This is a genomic window from Corallococcus interemptor (genome assembly GCF_003668875.1).
GTDB lineage: Bacteria > Myxococcota > Myxococcia > Myxococcales > Myxococcaceae > Corallococcus > Corallococcus interemptor.
Map to the genome: position 1 here is coordinate 48,324 of NZ_RAWM01000040.1, position 16,716 is coordinate 65,039.

General features: G+C 71.1%; 10 protein-coding genes. 3 read left to right on the forward strand and 7 right to left on the reverse strand.

Annotated features, from left to right (window positions below):
* Positions 1-73 precede the first annotated feature (73 nt).
* Positions 74-649 carry a DUF4136 domain-containing protein gene (locus D7X96_RS17185; RefSeq protein ID WP_120548838.1) on the forward strand — a complete coding sequence of 192 codons (576 nt, stop codon included), beginning with the start codon at positions 74-76 and terminating at the stop codon, positions 647-649.
* A gap of 9 nt (positions 650-658) precedes the next feature.
* On the opposite strand, the gene D7X96_RS17190 is transcribed toward D7X96_RS17185, so the two are convergent.
* The 3 genes from D7X96_RS17190 to uvrA form a co-directional block, all read right to left on the reverse strand.
* Entirely contained in the window at positions 659-1,792 is a 1,134-nt protein-coding gene (locus D7X96_RS17190) for a chemotaxis protein (protein ID WP_121723716.1), read from the reverse strand.
* Positions 1,793-1,876: 84 nt separating this feature from the next.
* Positions 1,877-2,440, reverse strand: a complete 564-nt coding sequence (locus D7X96_RS17195; RefSeq protein WP_244219619.1) for a glutathione peroxidase — start codon at positions 2,438-2,440, stop codon at positions 1,877-1,879.
* A gap of 26 nt (positions 2,441-2,466) precedes the next feature.
* Positions 2,467-7,779, reverse strand: a complete 5,313-nt coding sequence (gene uvrA, locus D7X96_RS17200; RefSeq protein ID WP_121770221.1) for an excinuclease ABC subunit UvrA — start codon at positions 7,777-7,779, stop codon at positions 2,467-2,469.
* A gap of 168 nt (positions 7,780-7,947) precedes the next feature.
* Between uvrA and D7X96_RS17205 the strand changes: the two genes are divergently transcribed.
* On the forward strand, positions 7,948-8,961 hold the full coding sequence (locus D7X96_RS17205) for a S1 family peptidase (protein WP_121770222.1): 1,014 nt from the start codon (positions 7,948-7,950) through the stop codon (positions 8,959-8,961).
* 28 nt (positions 8,962-8,989) lie between these two features.
* On the opposite strand, the gene D7X96_RS17210 is transcribed toward D7X96_RS17205, so the two are convergent.
* Both D7X96_RS17210 and D7X96_RS17215 read right to left on the reverse strand, forming a co-directional pair.
* Entirely contained in the window at positions 8,990-10,705 is a 1,716-nt protein-coding gene (locus D7X96_RS17210) for a S1C family serine protease (protein WP_158626590.1), read from the reverse strand.
* A 529-nt stretch (positions 10,706-11,234) separates the two neighbouring features.
* Positions 11,235-11,819: a DUF2378 family protein gene (locus tag D7X96_RS17215; RefSeq protein WP_121723714.1), complete on the reverse strand. Its 585-nt coding sequence runs from the start codon at positions 11,817-11,819 to the stop codon at positions 11,235-11,237.
* A gap of 370 nt (positions 11,820-12,189) precedes the next feature.
* Between D7X96_RS17215 and D7X96_RS17220 the strand changes: the two genes are divergently transcribed.
* The gene (locus tag D7X96_RS17220) at positions 12,190-14,319 is read left to right on the forward strand and encodes a M4 family metallopeptidase (RefSeq protein ID WP_121723713.1); all 2,130 of its coding nucleotides are present in this window, start codon (positions 12,190-12,192) and stop codon (positions 14,317-14,319) included.
* Positions 14,320-14,397: 78 nt separating this feature from the next.
* Here D7X96_RS17220 and D7X96_RS17225 read toward each other — a convergent pair whose 3' ends face one another.
* On the reverse strand, positions 14,398-15,708 hold the full coding sequence (locus tag D7X96_RS17225; RefSeq protein ID WP_120548831.1) for a M18 family aminopeptidase: 1,311 nt from the start codon (positions 15,706-15,708) through the stop codon (positions 14,398-14,400).
* A gap of 12 nt (positions 15,709-15,720) precedes the next feature.
* Positions 15,721-16,554, reverse strand: coding sequence for a hypothetical protein (locus D7X96_RS17230; RefSeq protein ID WP_167510847.1), 834 nt, complete (start codon positions 16,552-16,554; stop codon positions 15,721-15,723).
* Positions 16,555-16,716: the final 162 nt, after the last annotated feature.

Here is a 16,716-nt window from a genome sequence, read left to right on the forward strand (position 1 = left end):
GGGCCATACCCAACGTCATGGCAGTGACCGTGTCCCGCCCCCGAGGGATGCGCCCTTCCTCCTGGAGGCTGCCATGCGTCTGCTGTCCCGTGCCCTTCCCCTGCTCGTGGGCCTGGGGCTCGCGTCCTGCGCGGGCGTCGATGTCGATACCAACTACGACCCCGCCGCCGTCCAGCGCCTCAACGACTTCCGCACGTATGCGTGGCTGACCCATTCCCAGCAGACGACGGACACGCGCATCAACAACGCCATCACCGATGCCCAGGTGACGGGGGCGGTGGACCGGGACCTCCAGTCGCGCGGCTACCAGAAGGTGGACCCGAGCGAGAACCCGGACTTCCTCATCGGGTGGCAGGGCGCCATCGACACGCGGCTGTCCGCGGAGACGGTGGACAGCTACTGGGGCTACCCGTGGGATCCGTTCTGGGGTTCGTACTACGGGCCCTCGCAGACGTACGTGCGCCAGTACGACGTGGGCACGCTCATCCTCGACGTGGTGGACGCGCGGGAGAAGAAGCTCGTCTGGCGCGGCACGGCCCAGGCGAACCTGGGCGACAGCCCGAGCGCCCAGGCCAACGGCGACAAGGTCAACAAGGGCGTGGAGAAGATGCTGAAGGAGTTCCCGCCCAAGCTGGAGGAGAAGAAGTAGGCGCGCTGTTCAACGCGCGCGCCGCAATGCCCGCGTCAGCAACAGGCCGCCCAGCAGCCCTCCCACGCCCAGCAGCGTGAGCCAGAGGAGCACGCGCTCCACCAGCGGCTCCAGCCGGTCGAACGCGTGGTCCACCCAGCCGCGCGCCAGCCCGTCCAGTTGCTGGAGCGTGGCCACGCGCTCGGCGTGCAGCGCGTCCACCACCGCCTGCCGCTCGCGTCCCACGTCCGCGAGCACCGCCTGCCGCTCGCCGGTGACGAACTCCTGGAGGCGCAGGCGCTCTGCGTTCAACGCGTCCAGCGCCGCGCGGCGCTCGCGTTCGATGAGCGCGGGGGTGTTCGCGGCCACCGCGCCCACCCGGTCCAGCAGGTCCACCGTGCGCCCCAGCTCCGCCAGCGCGGCCTGGACGGTGGGGGCGCGCAGGGCATCCGTCGCGACGAGCTCCGCCTGCCAGCGCGCCTGACGGGGCAGGCTGGTGGCGTAGAGGTCCACGCGCGCGGTGAGGTCGCGCGTGTCCTCGGCGAGCCCGGCGGCCGTGGACCGCAGGCCCCCTCCGGACACGTCCGTCACGGAGGACAGCAGCGACGTGGTGGACTCGCGGGTCACGAGCGGCCCGGTCAGCGGATGCTCCGCCGCCCACGCGTGGACCCGCGCACGCGCCGACGACACGTCCTCGCTGCCAGTCACCTCGCGCCAGACGTCCTCCACCTGGGACTCCAGGTCCGCGAGCGTCTCATCCGCTCGCGACACCACCTCCGGCGACGGGTTCTCGGCATAGTGCGGCAGCGCGTCCCGGAGCTGAGCCAGCAGGGCCCAGGTGTCGATGAGGGCGGACACGGGGTCCGGCTGGAAGAGCGAGCTCTGCACGGCGGGCACCGCGTTGGCCTTGAAGCGCAGCATGGCCCCGGCCACCTGGGGTGAGCCGGAGCGCGCGGCCACGTCGTCCGCCATGGCCTCCAGCAGGCCGGAGAACCGCCGCGCCAGGTCTCGCACCTGGATGCGCAGCGCCGCCACGGACAGGTCGGAGTGCCCCACGCGCGTGGCCAGCTCCGAGCGCTGCGGCTTCAGCGACGCGCACCCGCCGCCCAGCGCCGCGAGCAGCACCACGGTCACGACGCGGACTGGGAAATGAACCGGGGACATGGGCCGGGCCCCAAGCTGCGCACGCCCCACCCCGCCGCCGAGCAGTCCCCCGGGGCGGAGCCAACGTCGGACGTCCGACGCCCGTCACTTCTCCGCGAGCGCCTTGTCGATGGCGGCCTTCAGCTCCGGGCTGTCAGGCGTGACGCTGCTGGGGAACGCGGCCTTCACCTGGCCGTCCTTGCCCACCACGTACTTGTGGAAGTTCCACTTGGGCTCGCCGTGGTCCTTGGCGAGGAACGCGTAGACGGGGGACTGGCCCTCGCCCTTCGTCTTCACCTTCTCGAACATGGGGAAGGAGACCTTGAAGCGCAGCTCGCAGAACCTGGCGATCTGCTCGGAGGTGCCCGGCTCCTGTCCGCCGAAGTCGTTGGACGGGAAGCCCAGGACGACGACGCCCTTGTCCTTGTAGCTGTCGTAGAGCGCCTGGAGGCCCTTGTACTGCGGCGTGTAGCCGCACTCGGACGCGGTGTTCACGACGAGGGCGACCTTGCCCTGGAAGTCCGACAGCTTCTCGGGCTTGCCGTCGAGCCGGTTGGCGGAGAGCTGGTGGAAGGACATGGCTTTCTTCTCGGTCTTCTTGTCCTCGGCGGAGGCCGCCGTGGAGAGGGAGAGCACCACCACGGCGGTGCACAGCAGGGAGGTTCGCATGGAGCCTTCAGGATGCCGGATTGGGCTCACCCTTTCACCGTCCCCGTGAGGCGGCGCGAGCTCCGGGGTTCTTCAGCGGAAAAAAGCGACTTGAGCACCCGGCCCGTGGGCGTCTTGAGCTTCGCCACCTCGCGAGGCGTGCCTTCGCCCACGATGCGGCCACCACCCTCGCCGCCCTCCGGCCCCAGCTCCACGACGTGGTCTCCCGCGGCGATGACCGACGGGTGGTGCTCGATGACGACCAGCGTGTCGCCCCGGTCCACCAGGCGGCCCATGAAGGTGATCAGCTTCTCCACGTCGCCCAGGTGCAGGCCCGTGGTGGGCTCGTCCAGCACGTACAGCGTGGGCTCGTGGCGTGACGTCGCCGTCAGCTCCGCGGCCAGCTTGAGGCGCTGGGCTTCACCGCCGGACAGCGTGTTGGAGCCCTGGCCCAATTGCAGATAACCCACGCCCAGGTCCGCCAGACACTCCAGCGGCGCGGCGACCTTGGGCAGCGCGCGGAAGACGTCCTTGGCCTCGTCCGCGGACAGGCGCAGCACGTCGCCCACGGTGAGGCCGTGGTAGCGGACCTCCAGCGTGGCGGCGTCGAAGCGCGCCCCGTTGCAGGCCTCGCACGGCGTGACGACGTCCGGCAGGAAGGACATCTCATGGGAGATGGCGCCCTGCCCTTCGCACACCTTGCAGCGGCCACCGGCCGCCGTGTTGAAGGAGAAGCGCGCGGGCCCGAAGCCGCGGATCTTCGCCTCGGGCGTGGCCGCGAACACGCGGCGCAGCTCGTCCCAGATGCCCAGGAACGTCGCCGGCACGGAGCGCGGCGTGCGCCCGATGGGCGACTGGTCCACCGACAACACCCGCTTGATGGACTCCGTGCCCTTGAGCGCGTCGAACGCGCCGGGCTTCGCCGTGACGAGCCCCAGCTTGTCGCGCAGCGCCGGGTACAGCACCTGGCGGATGAGCGTGCTCTTGCCGGAGCCCGACACGCCGGAGACGACGTTGAGCCGTCCCACCGGGAGCTTGAGGTCCACGCGCTGGAGGTTGTTCGCGCGAGCCCCCTTCAGCTCCACCCAGGCCTTGGGCTCACCCCGGCCGGACGGAGGCCGCACCTGCGCGGCCCGCAGCGCCTGCGCGGTGGGCGAGTCCGACTCCAGCACCACGTCCGGCGTGCCCTCCGCCAGGATGTGGCCGCCGCCCCGGCCGCCCGTGGGCCCCAGGTCCAGCAGGTGATCCGCCGCGCGGATGGTGTCCGAGTCGTGCTCCACCACCAGCACCGTGGAGCCCGTCTCCACCAGCGCGCGCAGGTTGTCGAGCAGCCGGTGCGTGTCGCGCGGGTGCAGGCCGATGGTGGGCTCATCCAGCACGTACATCGCGCCGGTGAGGCCGGCGCCCAACTGCGCGGACAGGCGCAGGCGCTGCATCTCGCCGCCGGACAGCGTGGCGGCGTTGCGGTCCAGGGACAGGTAGCCCAGGCCCACGCGCTCCAGGAACTCCAGCCGCCGCAGCATCTCCTGCCGCGCCGTCTCGCCGAGCAACGCCCGGTCGCCCTTGAGCTTCCACGAGCGCACGCGCGCAAGCGTGGCCGTCACGGACGCCTGCACGACCTCGTGGTAGCGCGCGCCCTCCAGCCGCACCGCGCGCGGCACCGGGGACAGGCGGGTGCCCGAGCACGTGCGGCACGGAGCCGTCTCGCCCTCGGCCATCGCAGAAGCGCCGCCCTGCACGCCGGTGCCCTCGCACGACTCGCAGCGGCCCTGCTTCGTGTTGAAGGAGAACCAGCGGGGGTCGAGCTCCGGCACGGCGGTGCCGCACTTCGGGCAGGTGCGCTCGCTGGACAGGAGCGTCTCCGCCTTGCCCGTGCGCAGCTTCACCGCGCCCTTGCCCCAGTTGAGCGAGGCCTCGAACAGCTCGCGCGGCAGCTTCGCGAGCTTGCCCTCGTACATCACGAGGTCGATGTCGTGTTCCTTCGTCTTCGCCAGGCGCGGCGGGTTGTCCGTGGACGCCAGCTCCCCGTCGACGATGGCCTGGGTGATGCCCGCGCGGGCCGCCGCGGTGAAGACGTCCAGGTACGTGCCCTTGCGAGCGCGCACCGCGGGCGCCAGCACCTGACCGTCGCCCTTCGTCGCCAGCACCTGCGCGTAGAGCGCGGCCGGCGTGGTGGCGCCAATGGGCGTGTCGTCATGCGGGCAGTGCGGCTCGCCAATCTTCGCGTACATGAGCCGCAGGTAGTGGGCCACCTCCGTGACGGTGGCCACGGTGCTGGTGGCCCCCGCGCGCGACGTGCGCTGCTCCAGCGCCACGGTGGGCGGGATGCTGCTGATGCGCTCCACGTCCGGGCGCGGCAGCGTGGGCAAAAACTGCCGGGCGTACGGCGTCAGCGTCTCCAGGAAGCGGCGCTGGCCTTCCGCGAAGACGACGTCGAACACCAGCGAGCTCTTGCCGGAGCCGCTGGGCCCCGTCACCACCGTCATCTTCCCCAGCGGGATGCGGCAGGACACGTCCTTGAGGTTGTGCTCGCGCGCGTGCTCCACCTCGATGGCGGGCGGCGCCTCCTTCCCCGGACGGCGCAGCTTCACCGCCTTCGCCAGCGGCTTGCCCTCGCCCCGGAGCGCGGCGGCGGTGGCGCTGCCCTTCACCTTCGCCACGTCGGAAGGCGTGCCCTCCGCCACCAGCCGGCCACCGTCCCGGCCGCCCTTGGGCCCCAGGTCGATGATCCAATCCGAGCCCTTCATCACCGACACGTCGTGGTCCACCACGAGCACGCTCGCACCCCGGTCCACCAGCGCGTGCAGAGACGCCATCACGTGCCGCACGTCCTCCGCGTGGAGGCCGGCGCTCGGCTCGTCGATGAGGAACAGCGTGCCCTTGGCGTCGCTGGCCAGCGCGCGCGCCAGCTTCAGCCGCTGCGCCTCACCACCGGACAGCGTGGACAGGGGCTGGCCCAGGGGCAGGTAGCCCAGGCCCAGCCGCTGCGCGGGCCCCAGCGTGCGCTTCAGTGCCGAATCGTCGCCGAAGTGCTGGAGCACCTCGTCCACCGTCATCTCCAGCACCTGCGCCACGCTGAAGCCCTGGTGGCGGACGGCGAGCACCTCCTCCTTGAAGCGCCGGCCCCGGCACACCGCGCACAACAGGGCCACGTCCGCGAGGAACTGCATCTCCACCGTCTCGTAGCCTTCACCGGAGCAGGCCTCGCAGCGGCCCTTGTCCACGTTGAAGGAGAAGTGCGCGGACGTCAGGCCCCGCGCCTCCGCGTCCGGCTCCGAGGCGAAGCGCTCGCGCAGCCGGTCCCACGCCTTGGTGTACGTGGCCGCGTTGCCGCGCGACGTGCGACCCAGCGGGGACTGATCCACGAAGGTGATGGCCTCCACCTGCGCCCCACCCTCCACCGCCGCCACGTCGCCGGGGGCCTCCACGTCCTTCACGCCCAGCCCGCGCGCCAGGTGCCGGTAGAGGACCTCATCCATCAGGGTGCTCTTGCCGGAGCCGCTGGGGCCGGTGATGGCGCACAGCACGCCCAGCGGCACGCGAACGGACACGTCCTTGAGGTTGTGCTCGCGCGCCTCGCGGATGACGATCTCCCCCGTGCGGGTACGCGGCGTGCGCGGCGCCTCCGCGCCCCCGGACAGCATGCGGCCCGTGGGCAGGTCCTGCCGCTTCGCCAGCGCCTCCGGGGTGCCGTCGAAGCACAGCGTGCCACCGTGTCGGCCGGCGCCCGGGCCCAGCTCCAGCACGCGGTGCGCGGAGCGGATGATCAGCGGATCATGCTCGATGACCAGCGCGATGTTGCCCCGGTCCGCCAGCTCCGCGATGGCCTCCGTCAGGGGCGGCACGTCCCCCGGGTGCAGGCCCACGGTGGGCTCGTCCAGGACGAAGAGCGCGCCGGTGAGCGACGTGCCCAGCGCCGCGGTCAGCGACACGCGCTGCGCCTCGCCGCCGGACAGCGTGCGCGCGGGCCGGTCCAGCGTGAGGTAGCCCAGGCCCACGCGCTGCAGGTAGCGCAGGCGCGCGGACAGCTCGCGCCGGGCCAGATCGCCCTGCCCCGTCAGCGTCTTCAGCGCGTCCAGCCGCGCCAGCGCGTCCGTCAACTCCAGGCCATGCCAGCCCGGCAGGTCCAGGCCGCCCACGCGCCACGCGCGGGCCTGCTCGTTGAGGCGCGCGCCGTGACAGGCCTCGCAGAGCGTGTACGCGCGATAGCGCGCCAGGAGCACGCGCACGTGCATCTTGTACGTGCGGCTCTCCATCCACCGGAACCACGCGCGCACGCCCGGGTAGACGCGGCCGCCGTCGTAGTCGCCCTCGCCCTGGAGCACCGCCTCGCGCTGGGCTTCAGTGAGCTTCTCCCACGGCTTGTCGAAGGGGATGCCCTTCTGCCGGCAGTAGCGCTGGAGCATGTCGCGCTCCCACGTCGTGGACTGGCCGGACCACGGGCGGATGGCCCCCTGCGCCAGGCTCAGGCCCGGGTTGGGGATCACCTTCCCCCAGTCGATGCCGATGGTGCGCCCGAAGCCCCGGCACGGCGCGCACGCGCCCACCGGGCTCTGGTAGCTGAACAGGCCCGGCCGCGCGAGCTCGAACTCCCGCGCGCACCTGGGGCACACCAGGCCCCGGCGCAGCTTCTTCGGCGCGGTGTCCGGCAGGAAGAGGAACGCCTCTCCGTCCGCGCGCGCCCACGCGTCCTCCAGGGCCTGCGTGACGCGGGACAGGTTCGCGTCCGCCAGCTTCACGCGGTCCACCACCACCTGCGCCACGCCCGCGGGGTCGGTGGCCTCGCCCGGCTTGAGCGTCTCCAGCTCCTTCACCTCGCCCTGCACCATCAGCCGGTGGTAGCCGTCCTTCAGCAGGCGGGCGCGCGCGTCGATGAACGCCGCCGTGTCGGGGATGCGCACGGGCCAGGTGAAGACGGCGGCCGCGTCCGGGTGCTCACGCAGCGCGGCCTTCGCGGCCACGCGCGCGTCGGTGCGCACCGCCTCCAGGCCACAGTCCGGACACACCGGCATCGCCTCGCGCGTGAAGAGCGCGGACAGGTACGGCTCCACGTCCGCCAGCGTCGCCACCGTGGAGCGCGAGCTCTTCACCGGCGCGCGCCGGTCCACCGCGACGCCCGCCGCCACCGGCTCCAGCGCGTCCATGGGCGGCCGCTCCAGCCGCTCGAGGAACTGCCGGGCATACGGGCTGAAGCTCTCCACGAACCGCCGCTGGCCCTCCGCGTAGAGCGTGTCCAGCGCGAGGCTCGATTTGCCGCCTCCGGACACGCCGGTGACGCAGACGAACTCTCCTTCGGAGAGATCGACGGACAAATCCTTGAGGTTGTGGGTGCGGGCGCCGACGAGGTGGGTCTTGTGCATTCCGGCCGGAGGTTTAACGACCGGACACTCGCGCGCCAATCACAACATGACGGCCAACACCGCCCTGCCCGGGTGGGTTGGGTGGGGGGCGGGCAGGCTGATACAACCTGCCACGGCCGATAGCATCCCAGGTGTTCCATGGGAATGCCGGCCGGAACGGGGGTGGCCATGTCCGACGACGTCCAGGCGCGCCGCGAGCGCGCCGAAGAGGCCCTGCGGCGCGCGAGTGCCTCCCTGGTGTTGCTGGAGCTGGGCGGCCACACCGCCACGGGCTTCGTCATCTCCTCCGAGGGCCACGTCGTCACCAGCCTCCACGCGGTGGCCAGCGCGCGCGCCATCACCGCCGTGCTGCCGGACGGGCTGCGCTCCCCGGTGGTGCAGGTGGCGGCCGTGGACGAGCGGCGCGACCTGGCCCTCCTGTGCCTGTCCGTCGCGGACCTGGTGCCCGCCCTGCCGCTGGGCCCGGCCCTGCTGCCCACCGAAGGCGAAGTGCTGCACGTGGTCCAGGCCCACGCGGACCGGCCTCCCGAAACGCGCGCCCTGGAGGTCCGCGCGGTGCAGGTGCTGGGCGAATGGCTCACCCTGCTGGAGCTGTCCCGCACGCTGCCGGAGGACGCGTCCGGGTCACCGGTGCTGGACGCGCGGGGGCAGGTGGTGGGGCTGGCCACCGCGGCGCTCGCCAACGGCCGCGCGCTGGGGCTGGTCATCCCGGTGCGCTACATCGCGCCGCTGCTCAAGGCGCCCGGCCCGCCGCGCCCCCTGTCCGCGCTGGACGCGCCCCGGCAGCGCGCCAGCCGCGTGCGCCAGGTGCCGCAGCATCCCGTGGGCCTCCTGGAGGGTTGCGCGACGCCCGCCGTGGAGTCCGTGGCCGCGCTCCTGGGCCAGGCCATCAACGTGGGCGCCCCCGCCTACAACCGGGGCGACGTGGAGGGGTGCTACCGCCTCTACGCGCACACCGCCGAACAGCTCATCGACGAGCGCGACGACTGCCCCGGCGTCCAGCGCGCGCTGCGCGACGGCCTCTTGCGCTGTGAAGGCCTGAAGGACGTGGAGGACCGCGCCTGGGCCCTGCGCGACACGTTCGACGGGCTGATGGACGTCATCGGCCGGTGGCGCCAGTCCCGGCCGGCCCCCTCCGCCTCCGCCAGCAAGCGCCCCCCGCCGAAGTCGTATCTCAACTAGGGTCGCGGCCTGACAAAAGCCACAGGGCCTACCGCCGCCATTCCAGGGGAACGTTCTTCTCCGCGGCGTAGCGCTCCAGCTCGGCGAGTTGCTGGCTCGCCAGCTTCAGCTCCTCCTCCACCTCTTGCTGGCGCTTCGCCACCGGCTTGCCGGAGGACTCGTCCTTGCGCAGCCGCGCGCGCTCCTCCTCGATGCGGGTGACACGCGCACGGGCCTTGCCGAAGGACGAGCGCCACCGCTCCTCCTCCTCTCGTGAGCGGGTCCCCGCCAGCCGCTGCTTGAAGCGCTCCCGCTCCCAGCGCTTGATGCCCGTGGGGTTCCGGCTCCACGTCTCACGGGCCTCCCGCACGTCCTTGAGCGACACCTCGATGCGCTCCTGGTTCTCACCACTCCCCTGCCCTGACTTCAGCCAGGCGGTGCCGGCTTCCGGCAACGAGCAGGTCTCGACGGGCAGCCGCGCCCCGCCGATGTGGATGCCTCGGGTGAGGCCTCGCGAGAGGAACCAGCGCAGCCTCCTCGAGTCCTCCTGCGCCGCCAGGGACTGGCTCAGCGGCCGCCAGTCCTCGAACTCCAGGTCCAGCGTGCACGTCTTGCCCTCCGCCTCCAGCTCCATGCGGCGCTTCACGGCCGTGGGTGGCGAGTCGAACCGCTCGACCACCAGCACGAAGAGCCCCAGCCCGTCGACCCGCTGCACCGAGAGGAGCACCTGCTGCTCGGTGTCCACCTGGAAGCGCTTCACCTCGCGCTCCTCGTCACGCGCCACGCGCTCGAGCAGCTGCTTCCAGCGCTCCGTGGACTCGGGCGTGGTGGGCACGGAGACGAGCTTGCTCGCGTAGGCGATGGGCAGCGCCAGCCCCAGCCCATCCGCGTTCTCGATTTTCATCGAGACGACGCCCACCACCTCGCCGCGTCCATTCAACAGCGGTCCGCCACTGTTGCCCGGATTCACCGAGGCATTGAATTGCACATAGCCAGTGCCCAGATACTGCCGGCCCACGAAGCCCACCTTCCCCTCGTGCACGGTGAAGTCCAGGCCCTTGGGACTGCCAATGAAGACCAGCGGGTCTCCGGGCCCCAGGCGCGTGACGTCACCCAGTGGCAGTGGCGCCGCCTTCGCGCCCACGACACGGACAGTGGCGAGGTCCAGATCCACGTCACTGGCGACCGTCTCGCCGAGCAACTCCCGCCCGTCCGCGAGCACCGCCGTCATGAGCTTGCCCGCCGGACACACCACGTGCTCGTTGGTCAGCACCAGCTCCGAGTCCACGAAGAAGCCGGAGCCCACCTTGCTCCCACATCGCAGGGTCAACGTGCTCGGGCCGGCGCGGCGTGAAATCTCCGCGGTGGAGAGGGCCGGCGGCACGGGAGCAGCCTCGCCCGGAAGGGCTTCACCCGCCACGAGGGCCATGACATTCGAGCGGGTGCCAGCGAAGCGCGGAGAACGGGCCACCCAGATGCCGCCCAGCAATCCGAACAGGATGCAGAGGCCCACGAGCCCCCTCGAGCTTCGACGAGGGGGCTCCTGGACGGGCACCACCGCCTCCACGAAGGGCCGCAAGTCCGCGCGGGCGCCCTGGGCGCGCAGCATTTTCAGGAGTTTCTCCGCGAAGGCGCGAAAGACGCCACGGGCCAGGGGGGCCCCTGACGTCGCGAGCAGGCTCCGCGCCTCGGAGAACGAGGGCGCGGGTGGGCCCAGCAGCGAGATGGCCCGCGCCAGTTCGAAGCGCGTCCGCTCGTCAGCCACCGCATCCCGCAACACCACATCGACCCGGAGGCTGGCGCCGCACACACAGCGCGCCACGTTCCCCGCATCCGGCGCACCACACCGGAGGCACCTCAGCTCGACCGACTCCGACATTCCCGCGCTCCCCCTGCGACGACCCGGGTTCAGGGTGCTCGTGCGTCACCCGCGAGGACCCGGGCACCCCTCGACAGCGCCCACCATCATGCCTCCGAACGCTCGTGGAGTCCCGGCCGCCCCCATCGGCACTCCGCGTGACTCCGGGTCGACCTCGGAGCGCTCCTCGAAGCAGCAGACCGCCTCCGCGCAGTCGAAGCGACGCGTCAGCGGGAAGCGCGTGTGGATGGCGTTGGGGTAGCGGCGCGCCAGGTCCCGCGGCGCTTCCGCGAAATCAGCGGCCTTGCGGCAGCGTGTGCCTTGACGAAGTGACGCCCTGTCCGAGGCTCCACCGCGCAGAAGAGACGGGCTCCTGCATGTCGACCCTCCCATCGGGTCGGCATGCAGCCTCGGCGGACCTCATCCGGGACGAGGACTAGCCCTCGTCCCAGCGGATCCGCAGCGAATAGGTGTGCTCGGCGCGCTCCAGCACGTCCACGCGCGGCAGCACCCGGGTGCGGCGCAGCACCTGCTCCATCACGCCCGCCACGAAGTCCGGCAGCGGATCCGCGTCCACCACGCGCGCACGCCACTCCCTGGCGCGCACCGGCTCCAGCATCAGCTTCATGTCCTCGCGGCCCGCGCGCAGGTACGTGGGCAGCCGCGCCAGGCACCGCTCCGCGCCCAGCAGCGGCATCGCCGCGGCGAAGATGCGCCCCACCAGCGTCTGCGCGAAGCCCTCCACGTAGTGCGTGCCCAGCACGCGGTTGGCATCCTCGCTGGGGAGCCCCGGGCACGCATGCCGCCGCGCCACCGCCAGCGACGCGCGCCAGACCTCCAGCGGGAGCACCTCCTCCACCGCGTCCGGGTCGTAGCCCACGTCACGCAGCGCCTGCGCGAACGGGCCCGACGGCCGCAGCGCGTGCTGGAACAGGCCTTCGAAGTTGCGGCGCGGCACGCACACCGGCAGCAGCGGAAGCGCGCGCGCCTCCTGCATCTCCGGATGAATCGACAGCTCCATGTTTCAACCCCCCCAGGGTCCAGCCCCCGCACCATCCCGGCCGGGAAACCGCGTCGCAGTGTATCAGCCTCCGTGCGGCCGGCCTGCCTGCCCGGCTGCCGCCCCAGTGGACTTTTCTGACGATTTTCAACGCATTTCCTGTCTCCCCGCGCGCTGATCCATGACTCCCTGCGTCGGGTCTTTCAGGAATTCGGGTCACAGCTGACCCCTACTGAAAGCAAATTTTCCGCGTCAACCGTTGGATTCACAGGAAGTCCACCAGCGTAATCCCCTGAATTCTGGGATGGCGCGTTAACTTCTTCAACCCATCGGAAACTCTCTGAATCGGTCGTGCGAGAATTGTTCATCCCCCTTGCAGCGTGAGTGTTCAATGACCATTCGCCGCACCGAAGGTTCGACGCCCGTTTCTCTCCGTCCCACCACCGACACCTCCGCGCCGGCGAAGGCCAAGAACGTCCTTCGCGTGAAGGATGGCTTCGAAGTCTCCCGCACCGGCGCCGCCGCCGGTGCGCAGCCCACGGCCGCCGCCGCGGCGACGACCCAGGCTTCCTCCACGGGGGCCAGCTCCGCTCCGGTGGGCCGCCTCCCCCTGGACAGCAAGGAGGCCCAGCAGGCCATCCAGACGTCCCTGAAGGCCCTGACCCCGCCGCTGACCGCGTCGAACCTGCTGGCCGCGAACAAGGCCGGCCCGACGCTGGCCCCCAGGAGCGTGGAGCGCGACGAGCTGGGCATGACGCACGTGCGCCTGGACCGCATGCACGAGGGCGTGAAGGTCTTCGGCGAGCAGGTCATCAGCCACCTGGGCGCGGACGGCAAGGTGTCCAGCGTCACCGGTGAGCAGAACCCCATCCCGGCGGGCCTGGGCAACCAGAAGGTCAAGCTGGCGCCGCAGCAGGCCATCGACATCGCGAAGAAGGAGCTGGGCGGCAAGGCCGACAAGCAGCCCTCTTCCGAGCGCGTCGTCTACCAGGACGCGGACGGCAAGTACCGCGCCGCCTACCAGGTGGAAGTGACGCAGATCGCCGGCCAGGAGAAGCCCAAGAAGCAGAACTACATCATCGACGCCAACACCGGCGCGGTGCTGGAGAGCTACAACAAGATTGGCGGCTGGACGAAGAAGGCCGCCGCCGCGCTGCAGGTCAACGGCACCGCCAGCCCGAACGTCGCCATCCCGGACAAGGGCCAGGTCCAGTCGAAGATCAACATCCCGGACGGCGTGACGGTGGACAAGCTGTCCGTCGACCTGAACATCAAGCACACCTGGAGCGGCGACCTGAAGGTCACGGTCACCAGCCCCTCCGGCAAGTCCGCCGTGGTGCAGGACCGCAAGGGCGGCTCCAAGGACGACATCTCGGGCTCGTTCGACCTCTCCGAGGCCTTCAAGGGCGAGAGCGCCAAGGGCGAGTGGACCGTCACCGTCGAGGACAAGGCCGCGCGTGACACGGGCACCCTGAACAACTGGAGCCTGAACATCACCGCGAAGGAGACCACGCCTCCGCCGACGGATCCGCAGAACCCGCCCACGGGCACCGCGGACGACCTGTCCATGTACAGCGGCCACGTGGACCTGAAGACCAAGAAGGAAGCGGACGGCACGTACTCGCTGGAGGACTCGACGCGCGGCAAGGGCGTGGTGACCTACGACGCGAACAACAAGACCACCGCGTCCGGCCAGACGAAGATCACGGACGACAACGACAAGTGGGGCGAGGCCACCGACCCGGCGCGCGCCAAGGCCGCCGTGGACGCGCACTACGGCGCGGCGACGACCTACGACTTCTACAAGAACATCCTGGGCCGCGACTCCATCGACGGCGCGGGTGAGAAGCTCACCAGCTACGTGCACGTGCGCAACAACTACGTGAACGCGTTCTGGGACGGCGAGAAGATGAGCTACGGCGACGGCGACGGGAAGCAGTCCGGCCCGCTCACCACGCTGGACATCGCGGGCCACGAAATCACCCACGGCCTCACCGAGCGCACCGCGGGCCTCATCTACAGCGGCGAGTCCGGCGGCCTGAACGAGGCCTTCTCCGACATCATGGGCACGGGCGTGGAGTGGTACGCCGCGAAGAACAACCCCGAGGCCAAGTGGAACTGGACCGTGGGCGAGGCCGCCTGGACGCCGAACAACGGCACCAACGAGGACGGCCTGCGCTACATGAACGACCCGACCAAGGACGGCTACTCGGTCGACAACTACAAGAACTACCCGAAGCAGACGGAGGTGCACGGCTCCAGCGGTATCGCCAACAACGCCTTCTACCTGCTCGTGGAGGGTGGCAAGAACCGCACCTCCGGCCTGGAAGTGAAGGGCGGCATCGGGATGGAGGACGGCCTGAAGATCTTCGGCCGCGCCCTCACCACGTACATGACGCCGAAGACGACGTTCGCCCAGGCGCGTGAGGCCACCATCAAGGCCGCCACGGACCTGCACGGCGCGGACTCCGTCCAGGTGCAGAAGGTGAAGGACGCCTGGACCGCGGTGGGCGTGAACTAGCCCTCACGCTGAACGGCTCCTGAAACATCCGAGGCGGGTCCGGTGTCTCCACCGGGCCCGCCTCTTCCTTTTGCCGCCTTACGCGAAGAAGCGCGACAGCACCGCCACCATGCGGGCCACGTCGGACGCGGCGGCCAGCTCGCGGATGGAGTGCATGGACAGCATGGGGTTGCCCACGTCCACCGTGCGGATGCCCAGCTGGCCCGCGGTGATGGGGCCAATGGTGCTGCCGCAGCCCAGGTCCGTGCGCGTGACGAAGTGCTGCGGCGTGACGCCGGCCTCCTTGCACAGCGCCGCGAAGTGCGCCCACGACTCGCCGTCCGTCGCGTAGGACTGGTTGACGTTGGTCTTGATGACCGGGCCGCCGCCCAGCTGCGGCTGGTGCCTGGGCTCGTGCATGGACGAGTAGTTGGGGTGCACCGCGTGCGCCATGTCCGCGCTCACCAGGAACGAGCGGCGGATGGCGCGGTGGAACGCGTCCGCGCGCCCATCCGAGTGCGCCTGGACGATGCGCTCCAGCAGGTCCTTCAGGAACGGAGACGCGGCGCCCTGCGCGCTGCGGCTGCCGCACTCCTCGTGGTCATAGAGCACCACGCCCACCGTGGCCTCGCGGGGGCCGGTGTCCTTGAGCAGCGCGGTGAGGCCGGTGTGGCAGCTGGCCAGGTTGTCCAGGCGGGGCGCGTGGAGGAACTCCCCGTGCAGGCCGGAGCGCGTGGACGGCTGCAAGTCATAGAGGCACAGGTCGTAGCCCAGCAGGTCGTCCGTGGCGGCCTTCACGCCAGAGCGGCCCAGCTCCTCCACGAGCAGCGCCTTCAGCTCCGCGGGGCCCGCGCTCTCCAGGCCCAGCACGGGGACCATGTGCTCCTGCGGGTTCAGCTTCAGGCCGTCCGTGTTGACGCCCCGGTTGAGGTGGATGGCCAGGTTGGGCACGCGCAAGAGCGGCCGGCGGAAGTCCACCAGGTGGTGCTGGGGGCGGCCGTTGTGCAGCGTCACCACGCGGCCCGCGAGCGACAGGTCGCGGTCCGTCCACGTGTGCAGGAGCACCCCGCCGTAGATTTCCACGCCCAGCTGCTGGTAGCCGTGGCGGTTGACGGGCGCGTTGGGCTTGAGGCGCAGGTTGGGTGAATCCGTGTGCGAGCCCACCAGCCGGAAGCCGGTGGTGTCCACGGGCTTCGTGCCCAGCTGGAAGGCGGCGATGCTGGTGTCGCCGCGGATGACGAAGACCTTGTCGCCGGGCTTCAGCGACCAGGACTCGCGCTCGTCCAGCTCGCGGAAGCCCGCGGCGGTGAGGCGGCGGGCCGTCTCGCGCACGGCGTGGTACGGCGTGGGCGACGCGTCGATGTACTGGAGGAGGTCGTTGGCCTGCGTGTCGATGTCGGTCGGGCTCATGGGCCCGGCACGCTAACGCCGTCCGGCCCCGCTGCCACGTCCGACTGTCACCGCCCGGACAGGCGGAGGGGCGCCCGCCGGCAGGACGGTGGAGGAGGGGCGCGTCCCGGGCGCCGCGTCCAGGAACGTCCCCAGGAGCACCCACCGGCGCGCCGCGTCCTCCTTGCCCGGCTTCGCGGCCAGCGGCGTCGTGTAGTGCCAGAAGGGCAGCCGGTACACGGTGACACCGCCCACGGTGCTGACCTTCGTCAGCTCGGAGAAGTGCCCGTCCTTCGCGTACACGAGGTACTGGTGGTCCACGGCGGGCTGCGTGAGGCTCACGTGCATGTCCACGTAGCCGTCGCGCGCGTCCGCCTCCTCCGGGTGGTGGTCGTTGTGCGGGCCCGTGTAGTCCCCCGGGCCGTAGCAGAGCACCTGGATGCCCCAGCCCCGCTTGAGGGGCCGGCCGCTCACCGTGGCCGCGAAGGCCGCGAACGTGTCCGAGCGCAGGAGCGCCGTGAGCCCCACGCTTTCCGCCGCGCGCCACGAGCGCGAGCGCCGGCTCTCCAGGAGCGCCGTGCGCACGCGCACCGTCTTGGGCAGCGCCTCCGTGTAGTTCTCCACCATGCCGGAGATGGAGTCCTCCGGGATGGGGTCCTCCATGGTGACGAGCGTGTCGCGCAGCGCGGCATCCAGGATGTCTCGCGCCTCCGCCGCCTTCTTCACGTCGATGACGCCCTGCAGCGCGATGAAGGGACGCGTGGGGTCCAGCAGCGCGCCGCAGGTCTCGGAGTCTCGGCCTTCGAGAATGCGGCGGCCCTTGGGGGTGAGCAGGTCGGCGAACTGGGTGGGCAGGCGCGGGGACATGGCGCGCACCATACCGGGACGGTTGCGGAACGCACGCGCCGGAGGGGGCGGGCAAGGCAACTCCCCTGCTCTCCCGGCGATAATCCGGTACTCCGACATCCCGGGTAGAAGGTGCCTTCATGACGCAGATCCGCAACCGCCCCGCCGCCCCCTCCGTCGCCC

Bases quoted from the DNA above. Each gene is read 5' to 3' on its own strand.
- D7X96_RS17215 (WP_121723714.1), bottom strand. From the start codon at position 11,819: ATGGAGCTGTCGATTCATCCGGAGATGCAGGAGGCGCGCGCGCTTCCG.
- D7X96_RS17185 (WP_120548838.1), top strand. From the start codon at position 74: ATGCGTCTGCTGTCCCGTGCCCTTCCCCTGCTCGTGGGCCTGGGGCTC.
- D7X96_RS17225 (WP_120548831.1), bottom strand. From the start codon at position 15,708: ATGAGCCCGACCGACATCGACACGCAGGCCAACGACCTCCTCCAGTAC.
- D7X96_RS17230 (WP_167510847.1), bottom strand. From the start codon at position 16,554: ATGTCCCCGCGCCTGCCCACCCAGTTCGCCGACCTGCTCACCCCCAAG.
- uvrA (WP_121770221.1), bottom strand. From the start codon at position 7,779: ATGCACAAGACCCACCTCGTCGGCGCCCGCACCCACAACCTCAAGGAT.
- D7X96_RS17205 (WP_121770222.1), top strand. From the start codon at position 7,948: ATGTCCGACGACGTCCAGGCGCGCCGCGAGCGCGCCGAAGAGGCCCTG.
- D7X96_RS17220 (WP_121723713.1), top strand. From the start codon at position 12,190: ATGACCATTCGCCGCACCGAAGGTTCGACGCCCGTTTCTCTCCGTCCC.
- D7X96_RS17195 (WP_244219619.1), bottom strand. From the start codon at position 2,440: ATGCGAACCTCCCTGCTGTGCACCGCCGTGGTGGTGCTCTCCCTCTCC.
- D7X96_RS17190 (WP_121723716.1), bottom strand. From the start codon at position 1,792: ATGTCCCCGGTTCATTTCCCAGTCCGCGTCGTGACCGTGGTGCTGCTC.